The sequence below is a fragment of the Hymenobacter volaticus genome (genome assembly GCF_022921055.1).
In the GTDB taxonomy this organism is placed as follows: Bacteria; Bacteroidota; Bacteroidia; order Cytophagales; family Hymenobacteraceae; genus Hymenobacter; species Hymenobacter volaticus.
This window is the reverse complement of the sequence record NZ_CP095061.1, coordinates 1,777,900-1,800,598: the sequence shown is the minus strand read 5'-3', so window position 1 is coordinate 1,800,598 and position 22,699 is coordinate 1,777,900. Positions and strand designations below refer to the sequence as shown.

At 49.6% G+C, this 22,699-nt stretch carries 22 protein-coding genes; 13 read left to right on the top strand and 9 right to left on the bottom strand.

The window, feature by feature from the left end; genetic code table 11:
- Positions 1-33: 33 nt before the first annotated feature.
- From MUN86_RS07800 to MUN86_RS07785, 4 genes are all read right to left on the bottom strand, one after another.
- A complete protein-coding gene (locus tag MUN86_RS07800) occupies positions 34-1,014 on the bottom strand; it encodes an FAD binding domain-containing protein (RefSeq protein ID WP_245123795.1) in 981 nt (326 codons plus the stop codon).
- A gap of 291 nt (positions 1,015-1,305) precedes the next feature.
- Complete coding sequence (locus MUN86_RS07795) at positions 1,306-1,944, bottom strand: (2Fe-2S)-binding protein (RefSeq protein WP_245123792.1); 639 nt, start codon at positions 1,942-1,944, stop codon at positions 1,306-1,308.
- A 545-nt stretch (positions 1,945-2,489) separates the two neighbouring features.
- A complete protein-coding gene (locus MUN86_RS07790; RefSeq protein ID WP_245123789.1) occupies positions 2,490-2,714 on the bottom strand; it encodes a hypothetical protein in 225 nt (74 codons plus the stop codon).
- Between the two features lie 328 nt (positions 2,715-3,042).
- Positions 3,043-3,312 carry a hypothetical protein gene (locus MUN86_RS07785; protein WP_245123786.1) on the bottom strand — a complete coding sequence of 90 codons (270 nt, stop codon included), beginning with the start codon at positions 3,310-3,312 and terminating at the stop codon, positions 3,043-3,045.
- A 337-nt stretch (positions 3,313-3,649) separates the two neighbouring features.
- On the opposite strand from MUN86_RS07785, the gene MUN86_RS07780 reads away from it, so the two are divergent.
- Positions 3,650-5,773 (top strand): prolyl oligopeptidase family serine peptidase, encoded by a 2,124-nt coding sequence (locus MUN86_RS07780; protein ID WP_311181804.1) that lies wholly within the window; start codon positions 3,650-3,652, stop codon positions 5,771-5,773.
- A gap of 255 nt (positions 5,774-6,028) precedes the next feature.
- Here MUN86_RS07780 and MUN86_RS07775 read toward each other — a convergent pair whose 3' ends face one another.
- Complete coding sequence (locus MUN86_RS07775; RefSeq protein WP_245123782.1) at positions 6,029-6,295, bottom strand: hypothetical protein; 267 nt, start codon at positions 6,293-6,295, stop codon at positions 6,029-6,031.
- Positions 6,296-6,559: 264 nt separating this feature from the next.
- The gene (locus tag MUN86_RS07770; protein WP_245123780.1) at positions 6,560-6,895 is read right to left on the bottom strand and encodes a hypothetical protein; all 336 of its coding nucleotides are present in this window, start codon (positions 6,893-6,895) and stop codon (positions 6,560-6,562) included.
- 651 nt (positions 6,896-7,546) lie between these two features.
- On the opposite strand from MUN86_RS07770, the gene MUN86_RS07765 reads away from it, so the two are divergent.
- The 4 genes from MUN86_RS07765 to MUN86_RS07750 all read left to right on the top strand — a co-directional run bounded on the left by MUN86_RS07765 (position 7,547) and on the right by MUN86_RS07750 (position 10,542).
- Complete coding sequence (locus MUN86_RS07765) at positions 7,547-7,942, top strand: hypothetical protein (protein WP_245123777.1); 396 nt, start codon at positions 7,547-7,549, stop codon at positions 7,940-7,942.
- 101 nt (positions 7,943-8,043) lie between these two features.
- The gene (locus MUN86_RS07760) at positions 8,044-8,253 is read left to right on the top strand and encodes a hypothetical protein (protein WP_245123775.1); all 210 of its coding nucleotides are present in this window, start codon (positions 8,044-8,046) and stop codon (positions 8,251-8,253) included.
- A 70-nt stretch (positions 8,254-8,323) separates the two neighbouring features.
- On the top strand, positions 8,324-9,562 hold the full coding sequence (locus MUN86_RS07755; RefSeq protein WP_245123772.1) for a tetratricopeptide repeat protein: 1,239 nt from the start codon (positions 8,324-8,326) through the stop codon (positions 9,560-9,562).
- Between the two features lie 35 nt (positions 9,563-9,597).
- The gene (locus MUN86_RS07750) at positions 9,598-10,542 is read left to right on the top strand and encodes a sensor histidine kinase (protein WP_245123770.1); all 945 of its coding nucleotides are present in this window, start codon (positions 9,598-9,600) and stop codon (positions 10,540-10,542) included.
- A gap of 83 nt (positions 10,543-10,625) precedes the next feature.
- Here MUN86_RS07750 and MUN86_RS07745 read toward each other — a convergent pair whose 3' ends face one another.
- Positions 10,626-11,177, bottom strand: coding sequence for a 2'-5' RNA ligase family protein (locus tag MUN86_RS07745; protein ID WP_245123768.1), 552 nt, complete (start codon positions 11,175-11,177; stop codon positions 10,626-10,628).
- 595 nt (positions 11,178-11,772) lie between these two features.
- Here MUN86_RS07745 and MUN86_RS07740 point away from each other — a divergent pair.
- Positions 11,773-14,274: a TonB-dependent receptor gene (locus MUN86_RS07740; RefSeq protein ID WP_245123766.1), complete on the top strand. Its 2,502-nt coding sequence runs from the start codon at positions 11,773-11,775 to the stop codon at positions 14,272-14,274.
- Positions 14,275-14,458: 184 nt separating this feature from the next.
- A complete protein-coding gene (locus tag MUN86_RS07735; protein ID WP_245123763.1) occupies positions 14,459-15,484 on the top strand; it encodes an aldo/keto reductase in 1,026 nt (341 codons plus the stop codon).
- Positions 15,485-15,685: 201 nt separating this feature from the next.
- Here MUN86_RS07735 and MUN86_RS07730 read toward each other — a convergent pair whose 3' ends face one another.
- A complete protein-coding gene (locus MUN86_RS07730; RefSeq protein ID WP_245123760.1) occupies positions 15,686-16,375 on the bottom strand; it encodes a hypothetical protein in 690 nt (229 codons plus the stop codon).
- A 232-nt stretch (positions 16,376-16,607) separates the two neighbouring features.
- Between MUN86_RS07730 and MUN86_RS07725 the strand changes: the two genes are divergently transcribed.
- The gene (locus MUN86_RS07725; RefSeq protein ID WP_245123758.1) at positions 16,608-17,456 is read left to right on the top strand and encodes a DNA/RNA non-specific endonuclease; all 849 of its coding nucleotides are present in this window, start codon (positions 16,608-16,610) and stop codon (positions 17,454-17,456) included.
- Positions 17,457-18,009: 553 nt separating this feature from the next.
- On the opposite strand, the gene MUN86_RS07720 is transcribed toward MUN86_RS07725, so the two are convergent.
- Positions 18,010-18,945 carry a beta-1,6-N-acetylglucosaminyltransferase gene (locus MUN86_RS07720; protein ID WP_245123755.1) on the bottom strand — a complete coding sequence of 312 codons (936 nt, stop codon included), beginning with the start codon at positions 18,943-18,945 and terminating at the stop codon, positions 18,010-18,012.
- 340 nt (positions 18,946-19,285) lie between these two features.
- Here MUN86_RS07720 and MUN86_RS32285 point away from each other — a divergent pair, with 340 nt between their 5' ends.
- From MUN86_RS32285 to MUN86_RS07705, 5 genes are all read left to right on the top strand, one after another.
- Complete coding sequence (locus tag MUN86_RS32285) at positions 19,286-19,501, top strand: DegT/DnrJ/EryC1/StrS family aminotransferase (RefSeq protein WP_375379493.1); 216 nt, start codon at positions 19,286-19,288, stop codon at positions 19,499-19,501.
- On the top strand, positions 19,474-19,773 hold the full coding sequence (locus MUN86_RS32280; protein ID WP_375379476.1) for a DegT/DnrJ/EryC1/StrS family aminotransferase: 300 nt from the start codon (positions 19,474-19,476) through the stop codon (positions 19,771-19,773). Before MUN86_RS32285 ends, MUN86_RS32280 begins: the two co-directional genes overlap by 28 nt.
- A 160-nt stretch (positions 19,774-19,933) precedes the next feature.
- The gene (locus MUN86_RS07715) at positions 19,934-20,632 is read left to right on the top strand and encodes a WbqC family protein (RefSeq protein ID WP_245123752.1); all 699 of its coding nucleotides are present in this window, start codon (positions 19,934-19,936) and stop codon (positions 20,630-20,632) included.
- A gap of 10 nt (positions 20,633-20,642) precedes the next feature.
- Entirely contained in the window at positions 20,643-21,656 is a 1,014-nt protein-coding gene (locus MUN86_RS07710) for a hypothetical protein (RefSeq protein WP_245123749.1), read from the top strand.
- Positions 21,657-21,962: 306 nt separating this feature from the next.
- On the top strand, positions 21,963-22,661 hold the full coding sequence (locus MUN86_RS07705) for a class I SAM-dependent DNA methyltransferase (RefSeq protein WP_245123746.1): 699 nt from the start codon (positions 21,963-21,965) through the stop codon (positions 22,659-22,661).
- The last annotated feature ends 38 nt before the right edge of the window (positions 22,662-22,699 follow it).

The window sequence follows — 22,699 nt, the reverse complement described above, 5'->3', positions numbered from 1 at the left end:
GCACCAAGCTGCAACCCAGTGCCTGCGTGATGGTTAGGCCGTTATTTCTTGCAATGCCCGGACTATGGTTTTCTGCGCCATTTCCACCTTGAAGCGGTTGTGCTCCCGTGGAGCAGCGCCCCGCACAGCAACGGCCGCCGCGGCCCGGAAGCTGGCTTCCGTAGCAGGCTTACCCACCAGCAGTTTTTCCGCTTCGAGGGCACGCCAAGGCTTGGTTCCAACGCTGCCCATGGCAATCCGCGCCGACTGAATCTGGCCGCCTTGCACATCGAGGCCCACAGCTGCCGATACCAGCGCAAAAGCATAAGAGGCTCGGTCGCGCACCTTCACGTAGTGCGATTTGCGCGCGTGCGCCGCAGCCGGTACCGTAACTGCCACAATCAGCTCGTCGGCCTCCAGAATGGTTTCGCGCTGAGGTGTGGTACCGGGGAGCAGGTGAAAATCGAGTAGCGGCACGCGGCGCTGCTTGCCTTTGCTGTTTTCAAGCGTTACTACCGCATCTAGCGCTACCAAGGCCACAGCCATATCGCCGGGATTAGTGGCAATGCAAGCCGAGCTGCCGCCCAAAATAGCGAGGCCGCGGTTGTCGCCGGTTTGGGCGGGGCAGCCGGAGCCGGGGTTGCGCTTGTTGCAGGGAAAGGCCGTATCGCGGAAGTATGTGCAACGGGTACGCTGCATCAGGTTGCCGCCAATACTGGCCATGTTGCGCAGCTGAGGCGAGGCACTAAGCAACAGCGCCTCGGAAATAGCCGGATACTGCTGCACCACCAACTGGTTTTCGCCTACATCACTCATGCGCTCCAACGCCCCGATGCGCAAACCGTCGGCGGTTTCGCTGATGCCTTTAAAGGGCAGCATATTGATATCTACCAGCTGCGGATGTTGCTCGACGTTGAGCTTCATTAAGTCGAGCAGCGTGGTGCCGCCGGCTATGAAAGCCGCCTGCGCGCTGTCTTTGCGCACTCCGGTGGCTTCTTTGGCCGTGGTGGCCGTGGTATAGCTAAAGTTGTTCATTGGATTTGTAGGTATACGATACCGTCATGCGAAGTGAGGTTGGATTTTCCCGCATACTGAGGTTGAAGAAGGCACTGTCCAGCTTGATCCGGCATCCGCGTGCCAAAGCAGCTGGCGTGCTGACGTTGTAGAGACATTGTCATGCTGAGCGCAGCGGAGCCGAAGCATCTCGCGTGCTGATGCCAGAGTAAAAGTTACCACTCTAGCGAGATGCTTCGACTGCGCTCAGCATGACGGGCTAATGGTGTGGCAACGTCAGTATGCGGTCTTAACTTCTCGGATCTAAGCTTTCTATACCTTTCCTGCCACTTCACGCACGGCGGCTACAATGTTGGGGTAAGCACCACAGCGGCAGAGGTTGCCGCTCATCCACTCCCGAGTTTGCGCATCGTTGGTGGCGTGGCCTTCTTTCACGCACGCCACGCCCGACATTATTTGACCCGGCGTGCAGTAGCCGCACTGGAAGCCGTCGTGCTTCACGAAGGCGGCTTGCATGGGGTGCAACTCTTCCCCTTTAGCCAAGCCTTCGATGGTTGTAATTTCCTTGCCCTGGTTCATGACGGCCAACGTAAGGCAGCTGTTGATACGGCGGCCATCGACTAGTACGGTGCAGGCGCCGCACTGGCCATGGTCGCAGCCTTTTTTGCTGCCGGTCAGGTTCAGGTTTTCGCGCAGGGCATCGAGCAGCGTCACGCGGGGCTCGGCGCGTAGCGTGCGGGTAGTGCCGTTCACGCGCAATGTCATTTCCGATACGCCCTCAACGGTTTTCGAGTAAGCTGTCAGGCGTTCGGCTTGGCTAACTAACGGCGGCGTGAGAGCCAGCCCCAGAATACCACCGGCCTGCTTCATGAAGGACCGACGTGAGCCGTCATCGGGTCGGATACCAGATGGCCCGCCGGGGGAATCGTCAGGAGTAAGAGAAGTTGACATAAAGCAGGAAGTGAAATGTTGAAGTTGAGAGCAGCCGTGCATCCACGACCCGAAGCCTGACCACAAAGCCTATAGCTGCTTGGTCTGTCTGATGCAGAAACAACCTACTAGTCGAGCAGTGGTTTCGCGGAACACCAAACAAACCACCCGAGCCGCCCTGCTACTTCGATCCGTCGAAACTGTTTAGCTTCGATACGGCATACTATGCAGTCAAGTTTTTGGCAACCACCACGTAAGCGCAAATGACTTACTGCACCCACTATATTCTGATAATCAGAGTTTAGCTTACAATTTCTTCTCTGGGCTCCTACCCTTGCGTTTAATGCACCTCGCCTTGGCATAAGGCCACCAACTCACCTACGCGCCCGGTACATACAACCGTATATTCTTCACTCACGACGACACACGCTAGTGAATCAACTGATACACAGTTTCGCTTGCTCAACGTGCCCTTGCATGGCCGCGTTAACTTGCAAGGAGCCGTATAAAAACAAACCCCTCGCTGGCGGAGGGGTTTTGCGGAAGCCTTCTTTCGCAGTTGCTTATTACTCGCCAATGGCTTTGGGCTGCTTGGTTTTGCCTTTCGCCTTCTTGGGCTTCAGCATGTATTTACCATCCGCTGACTTCTTCTGATCTTTTTTCATCCTTTCCCTTACCTTGGCCGTGTCGCCTTGGGAAGTAGGTTGGGTTGGCGTAGTTTGGGCATAAGCAGGCGCCACCATGCCGAGCAAGCAGGCAGAAAGGAATGTGATAAAGAGTGACTTTTTCATAGCAGGAAGGTGAGCGTGAAGTAGATGCATGCCCTTCGCTTGTCATGCGTAGTAGCTTTTTCAGTTACGCAGCTTCAAGCAAAGTTGGCATCCCGATCAGTGAGAATCATGACTAAGAAAGCATAAGCTGAACCGCTGCTCGGTTTAGCTTTATCGGTAGTTGTTGCGGATGCATAAGCAAACCTATCTGTAGCGAATAACGCAATAGGCACGAGGTATGGAGTGCAACACTATCCTTCCGCTCGATAACTTCAATAAAGTCTTGAACGCGAAAAAGCCCCTTCAGAACCAATCTGGAGGGGCTTTTTCGTTGCTATGTAGAGCTAAACTACTGCTTAGCGGGAGTCTCTTCCACTGCTTTGTCGGCTGGTTGGTCGCGAACTACGGCCGTGTCGCCAGCTTCAGGAGCCATTTCGTTGGCGGCTTGATCGGTAGCGTTTTCTACAGCGTCGCCAGCTTTTTCGGTGGTGTTGGCAGCATCCGTAGCAGCGCTTTCGGCAGTTGCCTCAGCGTTTTCTTTAGTTGCTTCCGAGCAAGAAGTCAAAGCGAAAGGAGCAAAAGCAGCAAGAACGAGTAGGGATTTAACAGAGAATTTCATGGCAGAGGAGTTAGGTTTTTCTATGGATTGATATCACCTTGATACCCTATCTTTCAAAAAGTAACCTGCTTAGTACTTGAAATTGCTTGAAAAGAAATGTGAAGCACTAAGTTTCCAACTCATTTAGCTTTCAGCTTTTCTCTTCTACTACCTTCTACTCAGAGCTAAAGATCAGCTCACAACCTTCTTTCATTCAGCTATATACCGTACTTCGCCCTTTTCGCTAACGCCGAGCTTGAGTTGCTAAGCCAACAAGCAACACATTACCTACAGCGTAGCCGCTATTTTCCTAGCGCATGCTGCTTTTTCTGACACTCTCTCACATAACTGTTCCTTTATGAGAAGCCTTTTTACCTCGTGTATGGTGCTACTGGCTGGTGCACAGGCCTATAGCCAAACCGTTATCAAGCCTCTGCCCTACCCTCAAACCAAGAAAGTAGATACCGCCAACACGTATTTCGGAACGAAGGTAGCCGACCCCTACCGCTGGCTGGAAAACGACCAGGCCCCGGACACCAAAAGTTGGGTGCAGGAGGAAAACAAAGTAACCCAGAATTATCTGAGCCAGATTCCGTACCGTGACGCCATCCGCAAGCGCCTCGAAACCCTGTGGAACTATGAGAAATACGGCGCGCCCTTCAAGGAAGGTAAATACACGTACTTCAGCAAGAACACGGGTTTGCAAAGCCAGTCGGTGCTGTATCGGCAGCTAGGCGCGGGCGCACCCGAAGTATTTCTAGACCCCAACAACTTCTCGAAAGACGGCACTACGTCGTTGGCTGGCATCAACTTCACCAAAGACGGCAGCTTAGCCGCCTACCAGATTTCGGAAGGTGGCTCGGATTGGCGCAAGGTGATTGTGCTGCGCACCACCGACAAGTCGATTGTGGGTGACACGCTCAAGGATGTAAAGTTTTCGGGTACTGCGTGGAAGGGCAACGAAGGTTTCTACTACAGCAGCTACGACAAGCCCAAGGCTGGCAGCAAATTGGCCGGCAAAACTCAGTTGCACAAATTGATGTACCACAAGCTAGGTACGCCTCAAAGCACCGATGTGCTTGTGTTTGGCGGTGAAAAAACTCCTCGCCGCTACATCAACGGCTCCGTGACGGAGGATCAGCGCTTTCTGGTTATTTCGGCCCGCAACACCACTACCGGCAACGAACTTTACCTCCAGGATTTGAGCAAGCCCGGTAGTGCTATTGTGCCCGTAGTAGACAACGAGAAGACCATCAACCAAGTGGTCGACAACGTGGGCAGCAAGCTCTATATTTTCACCAACCTCAACGCGCCCAACAACCGCGTAGTAACCGTAGACGCCGCTACCCCAACGTCAACCAACTGGAAAAACCTAATTCCAGAAACTAAAAATGTGCTGGACGTGAACACTGCTGGCGGCAAAATATTCGCCGTCTACCTCAAGGACGCCACTTCGGTAATCGAGCAGTACGACATGGCCGGTAAAAAAGAGCGGGATATTGCACTTCCCTCAATCGGCTCGGCCAGTGGCTTCAGCGGCAAGAAAGAGGAAAAGGAAACCTACTACACTTTCACCTCCTACATCTACCCGCCTACCATCTTCAAATACGATATTGCCACCGGCAAATCGACGGTGTACAAGAAGGCAGGCGTGCAGTTCGACCCTGCTAAGTACGAGTCCAAGCAGGTGTTCTACAATTCCAAGGATGGCACCCGCATCCCCATGATTATCACGTACAAGAAAGGCGTGGTGCTGAACGGCAAAAATCCTACGCTGCTCTATGCCTACGGGGGCTTCAACGTCAGCATGACGCCTGGCTTCAGTACCAGCAATATTATCTTGCTTGAAAACGGCGGCATCTACGCTGTAGCCAACCTTCGCGGCGGCGGTGAGTACGGCGAAAAGTGGCATCTAGCCGGCACCAAGTTGCAAAAGCAAAACGTGTTCGACGACTTCATCGGCGCCGGCGAGTACTTGATCAAGAATAATTACACCTCCAAAGACTACCTCGCCATTTCGGGCGGCTCCAATGGCGGCTTGCTAGTGGGCGCCGTGATGGCGCAACGTCCGGAGTTGTTCAAAGTGGCCTTCCCAGCCGTGGGCGTGATGGACATGTTACGCTACAACCAGTTCACGGCCGGTGCCGGCTGGGCCTACGACTACGGCACCGCTCAGGACTCCAAGGAGATGTTCGAGTACCTCTACAAGTACTCGCCCTACCATGCCTTGAAGCCCGCCAACTACCCTGCCACCCTCGTCACCACCGCCGACCACGACGACCGGGTAGTGCCCGCACACTCGTTTAAGTTCGCCTCGCGCCTCCAGGAAACCCAGCAAGGCGCCGCCCCGGTGTTGATCCGCATCGAAACGAAAGCCGGTCATGGCGCCGGACGCTCTACTGCACAAGTAATCAGTGAACAGACCGATAAGTGGGCATTCATGTTCCAGAACATGGGTGTGCCCTACAACGCAGCCAACTAGCTAGCATTCGACTGCATCATTTACTGGTTAAACTTAAAACAAGAGCGGGTTGCCAGTAAGGCAACCCGCTCTTGTTTTACCGAGTTGAGCACACAACCGGCTTCGGCTACTCATTGCACTCTCGGTACACCATAAGAGTAAAGGCCATTCCGATAACGCATCACCCGCCAAACAGGGCAGTGGTGTCTCATCGAAATGACCTTTTCTGTGGTGGCGCACGCCACGTTATTCAGCTTAATTCAATTATGCCGCTACTTAGCTGGCTTTATCTGCCTTCACTTTAGCCTTGCCTTTTTTGTTGTTCATTTTGGCCTTGCCATCAGTGGTTTTCAACTTCTCTTTCTTGCCATTAGCCTTCACCTTTGTGGTATCTCCTTGTACAGGAGCTGTTTGAGCAAATGATGGGGCAACAGTACCAACTAGGAAAGCAGCAAGGGCGGCGGTGAACAGTGTCTTTTTCATGGAATGACATGTAAACTGTGAGAGAATCAAAGTATGACTACCTATGTCAAATAAACCCATAGGCAATGAGTGCATACGAAAGTTCAGCTCTATCTGTTTTCGCACTCACTATTAAGCTTTTATGATGCTTCTCCATGCAATCATGTCTGTGAATTGCATAGAGAAGTATTGTTCTAGCCACAGCCATTTTGTTTCTTACTTAAAGAGCAAGCATTCAGCCGACGGCGTGAGAAATCCTTTTAAATAAAAAGCCACCCATTCCTAGCGAATGGGTGGCTTTTTTGCGTTTGCAACTATGCCATGTGGCACAGAGTAGGAGTGTAATTAGCGAGTAGTAGTACCGCCAGTAGTACCTGAAGTGGTAGTACCAGTTGTGCCCGACGTAGTGCTACCCGAAGTAGTACCGGAGGTAGTACCAGTAGTAGCACCCGAGGTCGTGCCGGAAGTAGTCGTGCCGGTGGTAGTAGAGCCGCTGGTAGAAGTACCGTCGGTGGTGCCAGAAGTGCTGGTTCCTGTTGTAGTCGTTCCAGTATCACTACCCGAAGTGGAGCTGGCTGGAGTATCGGTGCTGGTGCTCGTGCAAGAAGAAAGGGCCGCACCGGCACTGAAGAGAAGAGCAACTACACGGATGGTCCAGGCTGAATTCTTAGTCTGTTTCATAGGGGTCTTGTGTGATGATGATGAGGTGGACGGTGAACAGGCACCTGATGTTTGTGAAGCCCTTCTACGTACGTTCTTGTGAAATTGATATAAAACCTGTGAAAAAAACCACATATTTCTTTCAATACGATGTATTAGCCCTCCTATATCTAGCATTTTTTCTACCAATTAATGCACTGACATTCAATTAATTATCTAACCTTCAACACTACTTTGCGTACAGTCTCAATTTTTAAGCTTTTTTTTCAGCGCAAGGATAAAAGCTGATGATTTGACCTGCTTGCGCTGGGTTTTTACGCTGAAACTCCAGACCATAAAATTCGCCTTTCAATCCTTTCGTGGAGTGTAGAAGCTCATGCCTACCCAAAGCTCAAATGGGTACGCGACCTAGTACTTATTTCCACTGCAAGTAACCGCTGCTTGTCTAGGCAATTGCTCTTCTTAGGATACGAGAGACCCACGTATTGGCTGCACTACTGGAGCAAAACTTACCATGCCCCATCGGGCTATAGAGCTACGCTATGTATCCTAAAGGCAAATAGGTATATGTTAGTACGATTGAGCTAGATTATTAACTATAACTATATACGTTTGCATTATTCTTTAAATAAGTATACATTAATATTCATAATTATTACTTATGCTCTAACTATGGCCTCAGTTATCAAATTTCCTGTAGCATCAGATGAATGGCAAGATTACGTCGACGCTTTCAGCGTAAAACTGGGGCAGAAACCTGAGCCATCAGGACCACCTGTAGCTGTTTTTCAATTGGAAGGCGGCCAAGAACTGCTCTATGTCATTAAGAGTGATAGGCCGTCAACCGATGAGGTTACTTTCGTTGATGTAAAAAGGAAGGAAGACGTTGATACTATATACAATCTGCTATCTGAAGACAAAGTGGCCGGAAAACCGCATGACGTTAAGATCATCGCTATCAAAGACGATGAGCCAATAGATTCTACTATCCGGTTAGCTGAATTTAGATTCACTAGCAAAAGACTAATTGCAAGGAAGGGCGGCGTAATTCATAATCCGCCTTATTAATATTCGGCACGCATTGTCTACAGCTTTTGACAATCAGTAGACATGCAAACACCTCTGAACGCGTTGTCTCCTAATACAAACCGGCATAATATACCATCACGATGGCAACATCCTCGTTTCCTAAAACAAACGCTTCAAGCATTCACGATTCGAATCTGGATGCATCTGACTTAGCCCAACCAGCTTCGGATGCACCAAGCCAAGAAGAGTCTGAGGCAGGCCCAATCACGATGAATGGAGGGGTGCTGCATAATCCTCCCTTCGATAGTGTAGAGCAAGCTAATATTTCAGCAGAACCTACCGACGAGTAATAGTCCGGCGGCTTATCCAATCTGCTCCTTAGCATAGGCTGCTACATCCCCACTTTTAGCGTCCGCCTGCATGAAGCAGTTAGTAGCCTTCCTACTGATGAGCCTTACAGTGTGGCCTCCGTTGGCAGTTGGTCAAGCGCCTACTGCCGCCGACAGTTTGCGTCTGTTGCTACGTACTCAGCCCCGTGCTGATACGGTTCGGGTACAGCGCTTGCTAGCTCTAGCCCACGCGGTACGAGTAGGAGATATTCCGCAAGCCACCCAATTGAACGAGGAGGCACTAACTCTCGCCCGCAAGCTTGCTTACAGCGATGGCGAAGCCGAGGCCGTGTTGGCGCTGAGTGTTATCTACCGGCGTCAGACAAACTACGACGTGGCGCGGCGTTACGCCCAGCGCGCTCAGCGCGCATTCGGCAAGCGTGCCGATCAAGAAGGGCTGGCTAGAGTGTGGCTGCAAATGAGCTGGATTGACTTGTTGCAAGGCAATTATGTAGCAGCTTTATCTTCTGCCTTGAAAGGTTTGCCGCTCACAGAAAGGACTGGTGACTTGCTGACCCGCACGCGGTTGCAAATCAACATGGGCAACATTTACAACCAGCTAGGTGACTACGCGGCGGCGCTGTCTGTGCTCCGAACTGCGCTAAGCAACGCCCAACGCCTTGAGGACCCGCAAACAGTATTAATTGCTCTGAACGGGTTGGGCAACACCTATCAAACACTTGAAAAATGGCCGCAAGCGCTTTCTTATCACAAACAGTCTCTGAACCTTAGCAAACAACTAGGCAACGTCAGCGGCGAGATTTCCGATGAAATCAACTTGGCGCAAGTGTATGGCCAGCAGGGAAACCAAGCCGAAGCACTAGCTCACGGCTTACGGGCCCGCCAGTTGGTGCGCGCCACCCACGACGACTACAACTTGCCCTTGGTGGAATTGATGCTAGCCCAAGCCTATTTGCTTGCCAACCAAACGGATAGCGTGCTCTTATTGGCTCATCACGCCTTACAGCTAAGCCAACAAACACGTAGTAACAGCAACATCAGGGACGCTAGTGAATTGCTGGCCGAAGCCTACGCCAAGCGCCAAAGCTTCAAGCAAGCCTACCGCTACCGCAACCTGCAAATGGCGTACAACGATACGCTTTTCGGGGAAGATACCCAGCGCAAAACCAGCGCCTTGCGTTACGGCTACGAGCTAGACCGCAAACGGGCCCAGATTGCTTTGCTCAACAAAACCCGTCAGCTTCAGGCCCAAACAGCTGTCCGGCAGCGGCAGCAGCTTTACGCCTTGTTGGCTGGCCTTGGGGCGTGATCTTATTGGCTGGGCTATTGCTACGCAACGTGTTCTTGAAACAGCGAACCAACCAGCACCTCAACGAAAAAAACCAGCAAATAGCCGCCCACCGCGACGACCTCGATCAGGCCCTCACGGAGTTGCAAGCAACGCAGGCTCAGTTAGTACAACACGAAAAACTAGCCTCGCTAGGCCAATTGACGGCTGGCGTAGCCCATGAAATGCAAAACCCATTGAATTTCATTACCAACTTCTCGGATTTGAGCGTGGAGTTGGTAAACGAATTGCAAGAAGAACTAGCCAAAGAAGAGTTATCGGTAGAAGGCAGAACCACCATCAACCAGTTGCTTAAGGAACTCACGCAGGGTCAGGTAAGCATTAGCCAGCACGGCCGCCGTGCCGACCGTATTGTGAAGCGAATGCTAGAGCACTCCCGGGCCAGTAGTGGACAGGCGCAGGAAACTGACTTGAATTCGCTTGTCAATGAATGTTTGCGCTTGGCGCACCACGGCTGGCTGGCCGTCAACAAGGATTTTAGCGCTACCCTGACTACGCACTTCACTCCTCACCTTCCCACCTTGCGCGTGGTGCCCCAAGACTTAAGCCGCGTACTAATAAACCTGCTCACCAATGCCTTTTATGCTGTAGCGGAGAAGCGCCGATTGCTAGGAGAAAGCTTCCAGCCAGAAGTGAGTATACGGACCGAGCAAACCGAGAAGTCTGTCTTGATTCGGGTCCGCGACAATGGCAATGGCATTCCGAGCACCGTGCGAGGACGGATTTTCGAACCCTTTTTCACTACGAAACCCACTGGTGAAGGGACAGGTTTAGGCCTCTCATTGAGTTACGACATTATCACGAAGGGCCACCGCGGTACGCTGAGCGTCGAAAGTCAAGAAGGGCAATACACAGAGTTTACCATTTGCCTGCCATTAGTAGCCCCTTCCACCCGGATGCCACGGCCTACAACCCCCGAAACGACTAGGACACGGGCCTAATACGCCTGACATCTAGCAGATTACTACTCTTAGAATAGCAGTAGGCATGGTACAGCCCCTCTTATCAAAGACGGGTAACTGCTTTAGGATTGTGCGCCTTGCGGTAGGTCAATGGTTGCCCGTGGCTGCCATTGCCGGCCATCATGCCGGAATAATGTGAGGGCTTGCACTGGGAAGGTGGCGGCGTACGTACGCGCCGCAAAAAGCTGACGCAGTTCGGGTACTTGTGCGGCGGGCAGGTCGCGGGTGGCTAAGGTTAGGTGCGGCGTGAACGGCCGTTTTTCGCGCGGTGCTTCGGGTAAATGGGTGGCGCACCAGTCGGTGAGGGCGGCGTGGAAGGCTTTTATGGGCGCAGCTTCGCTCACGTGTACAAATAGCGTACGGTTGCCAAACCAGGCGAAATCTTGCAGGCCTACTGCAAATGCTGTTTGAGTGGCCGCAAAATCGGTGAGGGCGGCTGTGCATTTGGTTTCAAACTCGTCGGGCTGGCGAACGGGCGGTATCAGCGTGATATGCGGCGGCAAGCGCACGGCGTTGCGGCTACCCGTGATTTTGTGTACTTCCTGCTTCAGGGCCCAGATTTGCGAGAACACTGGTTCGGGCGGAAGTACGGCCACTAAATAAAGCGTATGCATAGGGTGAACAAGAATGTTGAAGAATAGAAGCGGCTAATCTTGTCTGGAACTATACATCACAAGTTCAGCAACTAATGGAGCATTGTCTTTGAACGATTCAAGGCTAAAGCGTGGACAACCTTATTCCCCAGGTTTCCTCGCTTCCTCTACGCTAAAAGCTTACCGGTTTGCGGAATGAATTGACACGGATAGCCTTTTGTGCAGCAGCGGATGCACAGCGAAATTGGGCGCAGGGAAGGCTATAGCCTACTTTTTAGAGACAGCAACAAAAAAGTTTGCTGTTGCCTGTAACGTTTGACATGAGCAGAGGTATTCATGTCAACTTCCGGAAAACACCTCCTTCTCGCACCGTACCCAGCAGCAAATCGAAGTACCACCTAATTCGATTTCCTGCAAGCAACTCCACACCGCTGGTGTACACCATTGTTTCTATGAGCAAGCTAAGTAGCCATACAGGGCTTTTTGGTTGCTGTCTTGCGCGGGCTTAAAGCCGCTTTCCCTGCTACTGGTCTTCCCTCTCTGCCTGCTCTGCTGCTGGCAGCAGCTCATCCGCGTGCCCTTTCTGAAGCCGCCAAAAATCGACAAAGCATTCATTATGAAATACTTGCTACCTATTATAGCACTGCTGGTCCTCCGCCAGCCGCTCCTAGGCCAAAGCCAAGCGCCTAGCGCTGCTTCTAATGCGACCAGTCAAGGGCACCTGACAGGTACCGTCCTTCATGCTACTAGCAAGCAGCCTGTTGAGTTTGCTACCGTGGCCTTGCTCAACCAGGTGTCGGGGGTTGTGGTGGCCAGCAGCGTGTGCGATACGGGAGGAAAGTTCTCGTTCTCGAAAGTAGTTGCCGGCGAGTACAAGCTTTCTATCACCTTCGTTGGGTTCGAAACCAAGGTCGTGGAGCATATTCAGGTGGGAAGTAGTGGCGCACCGAAGCTGGAAACCATCTTGCTGTTGCCTACTGCGCAGCAGCTCGGCGAAGTGAAAGTGACTGGAGAGCGGGAGCTTATCGAAAACAAGGCCGACCGCCTGGTCTACAACGCCGAAAAAGACCAAAGCAACACGGGGGGTACCACCGCCGACCTCCTTAAGAAAGTGCCGATGCTCAGCCTAGACCCCGATGGCAACCCGGAATTGCGCGGCTCAACCAGCGTGCGGGTGCTTATCAATGGCAAACCCAGCGGCATGCTCGCCAACAATATTGCCGACGCCCTGCGCCGCCTGCCCGCCGATCAAGTGAAATCGGTGGAAGTTATTACTAGCCCTTCGGCTAAGTATGATGCCGAAGGCTCGGGCGGCATCATCAACATCATCCTGAAAAAGAATGCCGCTTCGGGCACTACGGGCTCTTTTACAGGCACTGTGGGCAATATGAACAACAGCCTCAATACCAGCCTCAACAGCCGTCGCGGCAAGTTGGCCGTAACTTCGGAGCTAGGGCTGGCGGCTTACTACAACCGCTACCGCAGCGTTATCAGACGGACCGACGTGCTGGCGCCCGCCGAGTTTGCCGAACTCAACCAGCGCACCTTTACCCGTAACTACAACCAAGGTCTTACTGGTCGTCTGAATCTCGACTACGACCTCACCGAGAAAGACGTGCTCACGCTTGGCGCTAATACCGAGTTGTTTCGCTACCGCGGCACCCGCACGGTTGCTTCTTCCTACTTGGCTCCGGGCGTACTCGACGAGGTATACCGCCGCGACATCGAGTGGCCGTACGCCAACAACCGCTTTCCGAGCGTGGACGTGAATGCCGGGTACACGCACACCGGCAAGCGGCCGCGGCAAGAACTGAGCGTGCTTGGTTTGCTAAGCACAAGCGTTGGTCGGCAAGCGTATTTTCTAGACCAAACCCGCGGCGAAGGCATCGATTACCGCGAAACCAACGTGAATACCAGCCGCAACCGAGAGCTAACCCTCCAGGTAGATTACGCCCAACCCACTGATAGCACCGGCTTGCTGGAAGTAGGCAGCAAAGCTATTCTGCGCACGGCGGGCAGCGATTATGTTATTGAAGCCGATAGCCTCGATGGCCGGGGCTTGGTGTTAGTCCCTTCCCGCTCCAATCAGTTCGATTACAACCAGGATGTGTACGCGGGCTACCTGTCATATGGCTTTAGTCTGCGCAAAGTGTACAGTTTCAAGGCTGGAACTCGGGTGGAGCACACTCGCGTAACCGGCGACTTTGTAAGCACTGAAGCCAGCGTGCGGCAGCAATACACCAACATTATTCCGAACCTGCTTTTCTCGCGAGATTTCGGCGCCAACACTGCGCAGAAACTGAAAGTCAGCTATACCCGGCGCATTCAGCGGCCCTCAATCTGGCTGCTCAACCCTTATCTGAATGTAAACAACGGCCGTTCGGCTTCCTCCGGCAATCCTAATCTGCGCGCTGAGCTAACCGATGCGTACGAGCTTGGCTACAGCACCAGCCACAAAAGCAGCACCCTGAACTTGTCGGGTTACTGGCGGCAAACCAACAACGCCATCCAAAACGTTTCTACTACGCTGCCTGCCCGTGATATTTTCCCCGACGATACCACCAACACCAGCGTACTCTACAACACGTTTCAGAACGTCGCGCGCCGTTCCACCTACGGGCTGAGCGTGACGGGCTCCACGAAGCCTAACCCAAAGTGGACACTTAATGCTACCGTTAACGCCTTCTACCTGACAGTGAAAAGTCCGCTGCTCAACGTCGGCAACCGGGGCCTGATGTACAATGGCAACTTGTCATCGGCCTGGACGTTCGAGCACGGCTACAGTTTCCAGGCTTCGATGTACGTGAACTCGCGGCGGATATTCCTGCAAGGGAATGGGAATGGCTTCCAGACGCACACCCTGTCGGTGAAGAAGGAATTGTTCGAGAAGAAAGGCAGCCTTACACTCAATCTGGAAAATCCGTTTTCCCGCACCATTCTCTTCCGCGCCGACTTGGCTGTACCGGACAGCTACTCCCTCCGCAGCGACACCTATGCTTACAATCGCGCTATTCGCCTTAGCTTCAACTACCAATTTGGCGCTACCAGCTCCGACCCGGCCCGTCCCCGCAAGAGCATCCGCAACGACGACCAGAAAAAAGGCGAAGGCGGCAGCTAAACTCGCATAGCCTCGACAGATACGCACAGGGCGGGCTGCGTAAGTACCTCCCTCCGATCAGTGGCTTGTCACGGTTCTGCCATCAAAAGCCACTAGAATAAGGCCTGACCTTCCTGTTCAGCCTGCAACCAAGTGCCTACTTAGCTGTTCTTGCATCCATTGTCCTTCTACTTCAAGACAGATCATGGAATACAGACAACTAGGAGCATCGGGACTGCACGTACCCGTCCTGAGCTTCGGCACGGCCACTTTCGGGGGCGGCAACGAGTTTTTCAAAGCCTGGGGCAGTACTGATGTAGCCGAGGCGCGCCGCCTGCTGGATATTTGCTTGGAAGCAGGCGTCAACTTCTTCGACACGGCCAACGTCTACTCGCAGGGCATGGCCGAAGAAATTTTTGGGGAGGCGCTAAATGGCCGCCGTCAAGAGGTGTTAATTGGCACCAAAGCCACTTTCCCGATGGGTGAAGGCCCCAACGACTTCGGTTCTTCGCGCCTACACCTAGTCAAAGCCTGCGAGGACAGCCTACGCCGCCTGCAAACCGATTACATCGACGTGTATTATCTGCACGGATTTGATGGGCGCACCCCGGTTCAGGAAACGCTACGGGCACTCGACGACTTGGTGCAGAGTGGCAAAGTACGGTATATCGCCTGCTCCAACTTTTCGGGTTGGCACCTCATGAAGTCACTCTCGGTGTCGGAGCGCTATGGGTGGGCACGCTACATCGCGCATCAAGTGTACTACTCGCTCATCAACCGCGAATATGAGTGGGAGTTGATGCCACTGGCACTGGATCAGGGCGTGGGAGCGGTTGTATGGTCGCCACTGGCAAGTGGGCGCCTCAGCGGTAAAGTGCGGCGGGGCCAGCCTATACCAGCCAGCAGCCGTTTGCAGCAAGGCGGCGGCCAAGGCCCCGACGTGCCGGAAGAACTGCAATACAACATCGTAGACGTACTCGACGAATTAGCGGCCGAAACCAATAAGTCGGTGGCGCAGGTGGCGCTCAACTGGCTGCTGCAACGCCCCACCGTCACGAGCCTGGTGTTTGGCGCCCGAAACGAAGAACAGCTACGCGAAAACCTAGGCGCAGTAGGCTGGAACCTCACACCCGAGCAAGTAGCCCGCCTCGACAAAGCCAGCGACACGCCACCCATCTACCCCTATTGGCACCAGCGCAACTTACCTCAGCTCAATCCGCTGCCGGTGTAAAGACTAGTAGTGTGCCTACGGATTCGATATAGATAGACTCCTGTCAGTTGTAAGGCAATCTAGTACTATTTATAACAGAGGAGCACTCTGATTGTGTTAACATGAACCGTCTTTGACCTGATTCTCAGGTTAAGATAATTAATAATACACCCAAAAAAGCCCCTCTTATACAAAGAGGGGGCTTTTTTGGGTCAATACTGATTAAAATACTAGACTTAATTTCACTCCAAGCTCCAGATCCAGTCTTGGTGGGAAACGTTTGTACTTATAGCTGTAAGTATTACCTATTAATTCATGATAAAGCTGTCGATCGTTGGCGATACCTCCCCCGGCATAGGCATCTACCAATCCGTGGCCTCCGAGTCGCCGCTGCATTCCCCAGAGAGCAGTTAAGGTGCTGTAATCATACTGCAAGCCTCTATTATAGTACCAGCTATTGTACCAAACACTGCTTGATTGCAAAGCCACATAATTACCATTGAACGGACCAGTAGACCGTCCTTTCTGCCGCCGCTTTTCTTGGTTGTAATAGCGCCGCACACCAAGATCAGCAGTTACCGTGCGTAAGTATACATACTTGTACCTGTCAAATGAATTTTGTCTGCCTCCTGCATTGATGCCTGGGACTGCGTTTACGTAAACATTCCAACCTGGCTTCACTGCGTACTCCGCACCAATTGCGAAGGGCACTGTTACCCCGGCATAGCCGCTAAACTCAGCTCCGCGAATTAATCCCGTGCCTAGCTTGAAGAGGACTGGCCTAGATGTTGTGGCGGTTTCACCAGAAGCAACCGGTGCTACGGATTCAACTGGCGCAGACGTTTGGGCGGCAGCGGTAAAATTTTTTCCGAGCAGAAGCAGGCTGCTCAGCAAGAAGACCCGAGAAAGCATAAATAAGAAAGTAAATAGTGAAAGGGCGATAGGCTAGTAAAGGAAGTAATCCTTTGCGCAGAGCTAACGAGACAAGCTACATTTTTAGTGAGGCAGCATCAACTATATTTCACAAGCCGTCCCCAGCTACATCTATTAGTTGAGGCACACTTCAATTTTCCAATACAGCCAGAAGGAAGTTTACTGGTATGTGCCCAACGGCACCTAACTAGTGTCGCTTTACCTTTACACTATGATGATAGCTTTCTCCCGCTTTCGTTTCTTGTTGCCCTGCGTGCTACTGGCAGTAGTTGCCGGTTGTGAATCAGAAGATGCCGCCGAACCAGCCCCCGACCACTTGGCCTTAGGCAATCCGAGCGGCGCCACTGCCGACGTCAATCAACCTACCAACTATCTGCTCACCAAGCCCCAGTACATTCTCTCCTACCACCGAGACCGGGGCATTCCGAATTGGGTAAGCTGGCACCTCAGTACCGAGTGGCTAGGCAGCGCAGCACGTCAGGATGATTTCCGGGCCGATGCCTCTCTACCAACCGGTTGGTACCAAGCACAGAGCAGCAGCTACACGGGTTCCGGCTTCGACCGGGGCCACAACTGTCCCTCTGCCGACCGCACCAAAACGGTAGCCGACAACTCTGCTACCTTCTTGATGACCAACATGATACCGCAGGCCCCCAACAACAATCAGCAGGCCTGGGGCGACTTGGAGGAATATTGCCGCACGCTTGCCAAGGTCGGCAACGAGCTCTACATTATCATGGGGCAGTACGGCACCGGAGGCACCGGCTCAAACGGCACCAAATCGACGCTGGATAACGGCCGCATAACCGTACCGAAACGCATCTGGAAGGTTATCGTCGTGCTGCCAGAAGGCTCCGATGATGCAAGCCGCGTCAACAGTTCCACGCGCATCATTGCCGTCGACACACCGAACAACAATTCTCTGAACACGGATTGGGCAAGCTACCGCACCACCGTCGATGCTATTGAGGCCGCCACCGGCTACGATTTGCTATCAGCTGTGCCTGTAGCAATGCAACGCACCCTGGAGTCTCGAGTTGACGCCGGGCCCACTCAGTAAGGCATAAATCAATTAGTATAGATGCACCAACGCCGTACCAAGCACTCAAATATATGACGTGTATTTCTTGCGCATGACTTTGTAGGCAGAAAGCTGCGGTTCTCACGTTTCGCGAATTTCTTGCCCGCATTTGCCTGCTATAAAAGCACTTTAGAAATCACGTTTCGGAAATTTCAGCAAGTTGAAGCGGTGTTTCCTGCTACCAGCGCTTCATAAAAGTTCTAATTCATATATAAGTATTAGATCGTTTTCTTAAAGAGTACATCATTGGAAATATTCTGCTGATTTTTATTATTTCTATGTAGCTGCTCTATTCTTTTATACTTATATCGAGCAACCGATCCACCGACGATTTGTAGGAGACAAGTTAATAACTAGCCTAACATGTTGTGAACCGATATTCATATCAATACGATAATGGAGCAAATAATTTACTCTTCGATCTTCATATAAAGCATCCATATTGTAAAGGCTTTTCGTATTTAGCAAGGGTAGCAACAGATAGGTCTGCTTCATCTCATTGAACCAAAGTATTCTACTCTATTCACATTTTCTAACCAGTCAATAAGAATTGATCTATTAAGTCTAGGATCTTTGGCTCGTTCTCGGCATCGAATTTTCTTGCGAAAAGCATTTCCTCCGGCTGACTCAATAATTCTTGAAAATCATTTTCATTGAACGTAACTGGCAGGACTACGTTTGGCCTTTCCCAATTAACGTAAGTTATGGATGGCTTTATTGGTGTTATATGAAGATGCTTAACTAAGCTTTGAAAAACTATTTCATCTGGTAAAAGCGTGTACTGGTGGTAGGATAAGAACTTCGGATTATGGTCGAAAAAAAACAATAATTTCTCTGCTACCTCGACCGGAATAGCCCACCACTGGCTACCCCCAAATGGCTGCATATACCTAGGAAAACGTCTCTTTTTCAATATTTCCCAAGGATACCTCTTTAGCCGAACTAACTTTCTAACAGTATGGACATAATGAACCCACTTTCTCAAAAACTCCTTTGATAAAACATATGGTAACATGAGATAATCTCCCCTATTATCAGATAGATTGAATTTATAATACTCTATTCTATTCATTCCGCCGTAATCCCATGATGATTTTGGCAAGGCAAATGCACTAACAAAGCTTGTACCTTGATGAATAGTTAGAAAGCTTTCTATTTTTTTATTGGGTTTTATTGGATAATCTTGTCCGCTCAACAAGACGCAATAGCCTCTACGGTGATCTCTAATAATTTTTCGCAAGGCATGAATTGTCGCTTTAACAATGCCTAAGTCGCCCCATGTGCCTTTTTCTCTATTCTCTAAAAGGAAACAATGTTTAGTAGTCGCGAGTTGCTGTTTGAAAGGCTCTATTGCGCTGTTACTATCTACGTGGATATAGAAACGGGTATTACTTGTGCTTAGCCTACTTATTAGCCGTCCTACCTGCTCAGGGTTCTTGTGAGCTAGAATGATGTAATTGATATCCATTAGCTGTGAGGAAAGAAAAGGTTGCTTATCTTAATAGATACCTATGTCAAATCAGCTTCAATAAGTAAAATTAGTTACACTATAGTGAAATATCCGCAGCCTAAATTTATTACACAAATAATGTTAATTTAAATTAACTTAAACCATTGCACTCAATGTCTGCTAAGTTGCTACCACTTCCAGTATTAGTTTGGAAAATTGTCGCCCCATTTTTTATATTTACTTCTCAACGTTACGCTTTGAGCCGGCTTTAGTAAAGCGCGGAATTACGATCGAAACTAGTGCAATTATAGTCACGAATGTATACGGCAATCCATGCGCAACATAAGCTATTTAGGTTATAGCGCAGAAGGACAATCTGAAACTTATTTATGATGTGGCTCATCGCTTCGGGGTTAAACGTAAATTGCAGTCAATTTTAAACTTTGGGCAAGTTTCCACTTTAGGCTTCCACGCTACCAAGTTATGTTATATAGGTGAGGGCAATGCAATTGTGACTGATGACGTTTTAGTTTTACAATTTCATGTATGGCTAATTTTGAGCACGACGGACTGAAGCATTATTGGGGCCTAGGCATCAACAGCAAAAACTCTGAACTTCATACCGCAATGGGCCTCTGCATGCTCCCCAAGGTGAAGGAACTTATACAATATCGTAAAGAACTAAGCGAACTATACAATCAGTTTCTACTAGGCTATAGCTTAACTCGGCCGATAACTGGCCCTGAAACAAGCTACAACTATGCATATTATCCCGTTCTTTTTTCAGATGAGAAAACACTAGCATCGGTAATACTAGCACTCAACGAGCAACATATTTTCCCGTGATGCTATTTTTATCCGGCTCTTATGAACCTAAATTATGTGACGCTCAAAAAAGCAACGGTTGCCCAAAATATTTCTCAGCTCATTCTTTGTCTGCTACTCTCGCATGATTTGACTTTTGCAGAGGTTCAGCTAATTGTAAGTATTATTATATGTTTGTAAGATGCGTATTGCAATAATGCAACCCTATATTTTTCCATATTTAGGGTACTTTCAGTTGATTGCGGCAGTAGACAAATTCGTTCTTTTTGATAGCGTACACTATATCAACAAAGGGTGGATAAATCGTAATCGATTACTAGTGAATAATCAAGCTGTTTATTTTACCGTTCCTCTAAGAAAGGCCTCGCAGAACAGGCTAATTAAAGACCTTGAAATTTCATACGCTATTAAATGGCAAATTAAACTACTGAGAACAATAGAAGTCTCTTATACTAAAGCTCCTTATTTTAAAAGAGTTTTTCCGATGGTGTATAAAGTACTCACTTCTAATGAAACGCATATTTCAGGACTTGTATACAGCGGATTGTTGCACGTGCTGGAGTACCTTGGCATCCATACGAAAATAATATCCACTTCTGCAAAGTATGGCAACGAGCATTTGCGTGCTCAAAACACAATCATTGACATCTGCCTTCAAGAACAAGCCAGCGAGTACGTTAATCTCGTCGGTGGGGCATCATTGTATCAAGCAGCCTTATTCGAGCAGTATGGAGTCCGCCTTCTTTTTCTGGAGCCAGGCCTGCCTGTGTATCAGCAGTTCTCGTCGGATCATGTGCCCGGTCTTTCTATTCTAGACGTTTTAATGCATAATTCTCCAGAGCAAATCAGTCAAATGCTCTTGCAATACAGGTTGATATAAGGTTTCAATCATGGAAGATTTCGCTGTAGTAAGCCAAAAGTTGATTCCTTTATCTGACCCAATTCAGTGGCAGGCTGCTCTACAAAATGTACCTCACGCATTTGGACACACTTGGGAGAGTTGTTATGCCATGCATCTCACAACGGGTTATCCTACAAATCTTCACGTGTGGCAAAGCAGCGAGGCAAAAGTCGTTTTTCCACTTGCAGAACGGACTTATCAGGGATATACTGATGTAGTGACGCCCTACGGATTTTCTGGATTTGTGGGAACAGGAACATTTGTAAATTTCATGCTTGCTTGGCGTCGCTTTGCTGTACAGACCGGGTATGTATGTGGATATATAGCGCTGAATCCAGTACTTGGAACTCAGGTGGAATTGAATCTAGAAGACATTTTTGTCCCCAATAGGCTGTATGTAGTGAACTTGCAGCTGAGTGTTAACGAACTTTACCAGAAACTTTCGCAGAATAGAAAAAGGCAACTAAAAGATTTCGAAAATCAAAAGCATCTATATTCTTTTGATAAATTAGCTTTAAAAGATTTTTTTATTTCGAATTATCACTCTTTTTTTGCTAGCAAAACAGCGGCGAATATTTACAACTTTTCATTATTAACTCTTTCAGCGCTAGTCGATAATGAAAAAGTTTTACTTATTGGATATACTGAGAATAGTCAAGTGAAAGCAGTAGTCGTTTTAGCTTACACTGATTACATGGGCGAATACTTGTTCAACTTGTCATTGCCTGGCTATGAGAACCAGACTACGCCTTTGCTCTGGCACAGTGCTTTGTGCCTAAAAGAAAAGGGAATCCCCTACTTAAATCTAGGCGGTGGAGTGAATCCGGGTGATTCCATTGCCAGTTTCAAGCAACGCTTTGGTCCTTTAGACTTGCCATTGAGGTGCCTAAAGCAAGTATATCGAGAGAAACTTTATAATACCCTGTGTGAGCAGGCAAAAGTTGATCCCGCCGATAGAACAGGATATTTCCCTGCTTATCGACGCTTCAGCCAGAAAATATAAGCATTTTATCAAGTCAGACGCGGCATGCCATTCACTGTCTTATTGTATTATATGAGATAGAAACGAGATGATCTTGCTCACCAATACATATAATCATTAATTAGATTTTTAATATTATGTAAGCTACGCTAAGAGCTTCAGCACAAAGATGAGCTTCACGAGTGCTTAATTTTTGTTCACAAATGTCCGTGGCATGAAGCTAGCTCTTACAATTCTATTCGAAAGAGTAAATTAGTACTAAGCTTAAGTTGCGGCAGACTGTTAGCTAGCCGTAGATAAGTTACACAGTTTCACTTCACAACCTACATGTTTACAAAGACGGCTGAATATTATGATGCTTTATATCATTTTAAAGATTACGGAGAAGCTTGCAATTCATTGCATGAGCTCATTCAGCAACATGTTCCTCATGCGAAAAGCTTACTGGATGTAGCTTGTGGAACGGGTAAGCACTTAGAGTATCTACAGCATCATTACTCTTGTTCTGGCTTGGACTTAAATCCGGAACTTCTTGCCGTAGCTCACAAACGCTGCCCAATGGTCCCATTGCACCAAGGGGATATGAGTGACTTTCGATTGCCGAGCGCTTTTGATGTGGTGGTTTGCTTATTTAGTTCAATTGGTTACGTACAAACCTTGGAAAATTTGCGCAAAGCAGTTACGTGTTTCACTCAGCATTTAAATTCTGGTGGTCTGTTGGTTATAGAACCATGGATCACACCCGAAAATTATTGGGTCAATAGAATTACAGCCAATTTTGTTGATCAACCCAATCTAAAAATTGCTTGGATGTACACTAGTCAGCTACGCGGACGCACGTCGATATTTGACATTAACTATTTGGTAGGAACAAAAGAAGGTGTGAATAGTTTTACAGAAAGCCACGTGATGGGTCTGTGGACTGATTCCGAATATAGAGACATCATTGAAACCGCGGGCATAAAAGTGCAATACGATGCCCAAGGTTTATTCGGCAGAGGCATGTATTACGGTATAAAGAACTGAATTAAACTACCTATGTTATTATTACCACTTCACGTAAT

Excerpts from the sequence above, each read along its gene's own strand:
- MUN86_RS32280 (WP_375379476.1), top strand. The coding sequence starts at position 19,474 with ATGGCTAATTTTGAGCACGACGGACTGAAGCATTATTGGGGCCTAGGC.
- MUN86_RS07740 (WP_245123766.1), top strand. The coding sequence starts at position 11,773 with ATGAAATACTTGCTACCTATTATAGCACTGCTGGTCCTCCGCCAGCCG.
- MUN86_RS07780 (WP_311181804.1), top strand. The coding sequence starts at position 3,650 with ATGAGAAGCCTTTTTACCTCGTGTATGGTGCTACTGGCTGGTGCACAG.
- MUN86_RS07710 (WP_245123749.1), top strand. The coding sequence starts at position 20,643 with ATGGAAGATTTCGCTGTAGTAAGCCAAAAGTTGATTCCTTTATCTGAC.
- MUN86_RS07705 (WP_245123746.1), top strand. The coding sequence starts at position 21,963 with ATGTTTACAAAGACGGCTGAATATTATGATGCTTTATATCATTTTAAA.
- MUN86_RS07795 (WP_245123792.1), bottom strand. The coding sequence starts at position 1,944 with ATGTCAACTTCTCTTACTCCTGACGATTCCCCCGGCGGGCCATCTGGT.
- MUN86_RS07790 (WP_245123789.1), bottom strand. The coding sequence starts at position 2,714 with ATGAAAAAGTCACTCTTTATCACATTCCTTTCTGCCTGCTTGCTCGGC.
- MUN86_RS07715 (WP_245123752.1), top strand. The coding sequence starts at position 19,934 with ATGCGTATTGCAATAATGCAACCCTATATTTTTCCATATTTAGGGTAC.
- MUN86_RS07765 (WP_245123777.1), top strand. The coding sequence starts at position 7,547 with ATGGCCTCAGTTATCAAATTTCCTGTAGCATCAGATGAATGGCAAGAT.
- MUN86_RS07760 (WP_245123775.1), top strand. The coding sequence starts at position 8,044 with ATGGCAACATCCTCGTTTCCTAAAACAAACGCTTCAAGCATTCACGAT.
- MUN86_RS07720 (WP_245123755.1), bottom strand. The coding sequence starts at position 18,945 with ATGGATATCAATTACATCATTCTAGCTCACAAGAACCCTGAGCAGGTA.
- MUN86_RS07725 (WP_245123758.1), top strand. The coding sequence starts at position 16,608 with ATGATGATAGCTTTCTCCCGCTTTCGTTTCTTGTTGCCCTGCGTGCTA.
- MUN86_RS07770 (WP_245123780.1), bottom strand. The coding sequence starts at position 6,895 with ATGAAACAGACTAAGAATTCAGCCTGGACCATCCGTGTAGTTGCTCTT.
- MUN86_RS07730 (WP_245123760.1), bottom strand. The coding sequence starts at position 16,375 with ATGCTTTCTCGGGTCTTCTTGCTGAGCAGCCTGCTTCTGCTCGGAAAA.
- MUN86_RS07800 (WP_245123795.1), bottom strand. The coding sequence starts at position 1,014 with ATGAACAACTTTAGCTATACCACGGCCACCACGGCCAAAGAAGCCACC.
- MUN86_RS07745 (WP_245123768.1), bottom strand. The coding sequence starts at position 11,177 with ATGCATACGCTTTATTTAGTGGCCGTACTTCCGCCCGAACCAGTGTTC.
- MUN86_RS07755 (WP_245123772.1), top strand. The coding sequence starts at position 8,324 with ATGAAGCAGTTAGTAGCCTTCCTACTGATGAGCCTTACAGTGTGGCCT.
- MUN86_RS07775 (WP_245123782.1), bottom strand. The coding sequence starts at position 6,295 with ATGGGTTTATTTGACATAGGTAGTCATACTTTGATTCTCTCACAGTTT.
- MUN86_RS07735 (WP_245123763.1), top strand. The coding sequence starts at position 14,459 with ATGGAATACAGACAACTAGGAGCATCGGGACTGCACGTACCCGTCCTG.
- MUN86_RS07785 (WP_245123786.1), bottom strand. The coding sequence starts at position 3,312 with ATGAAATTCTCTGTTAAATCCCTACTCGTTCTTGCTGCTTTTGCTCCT.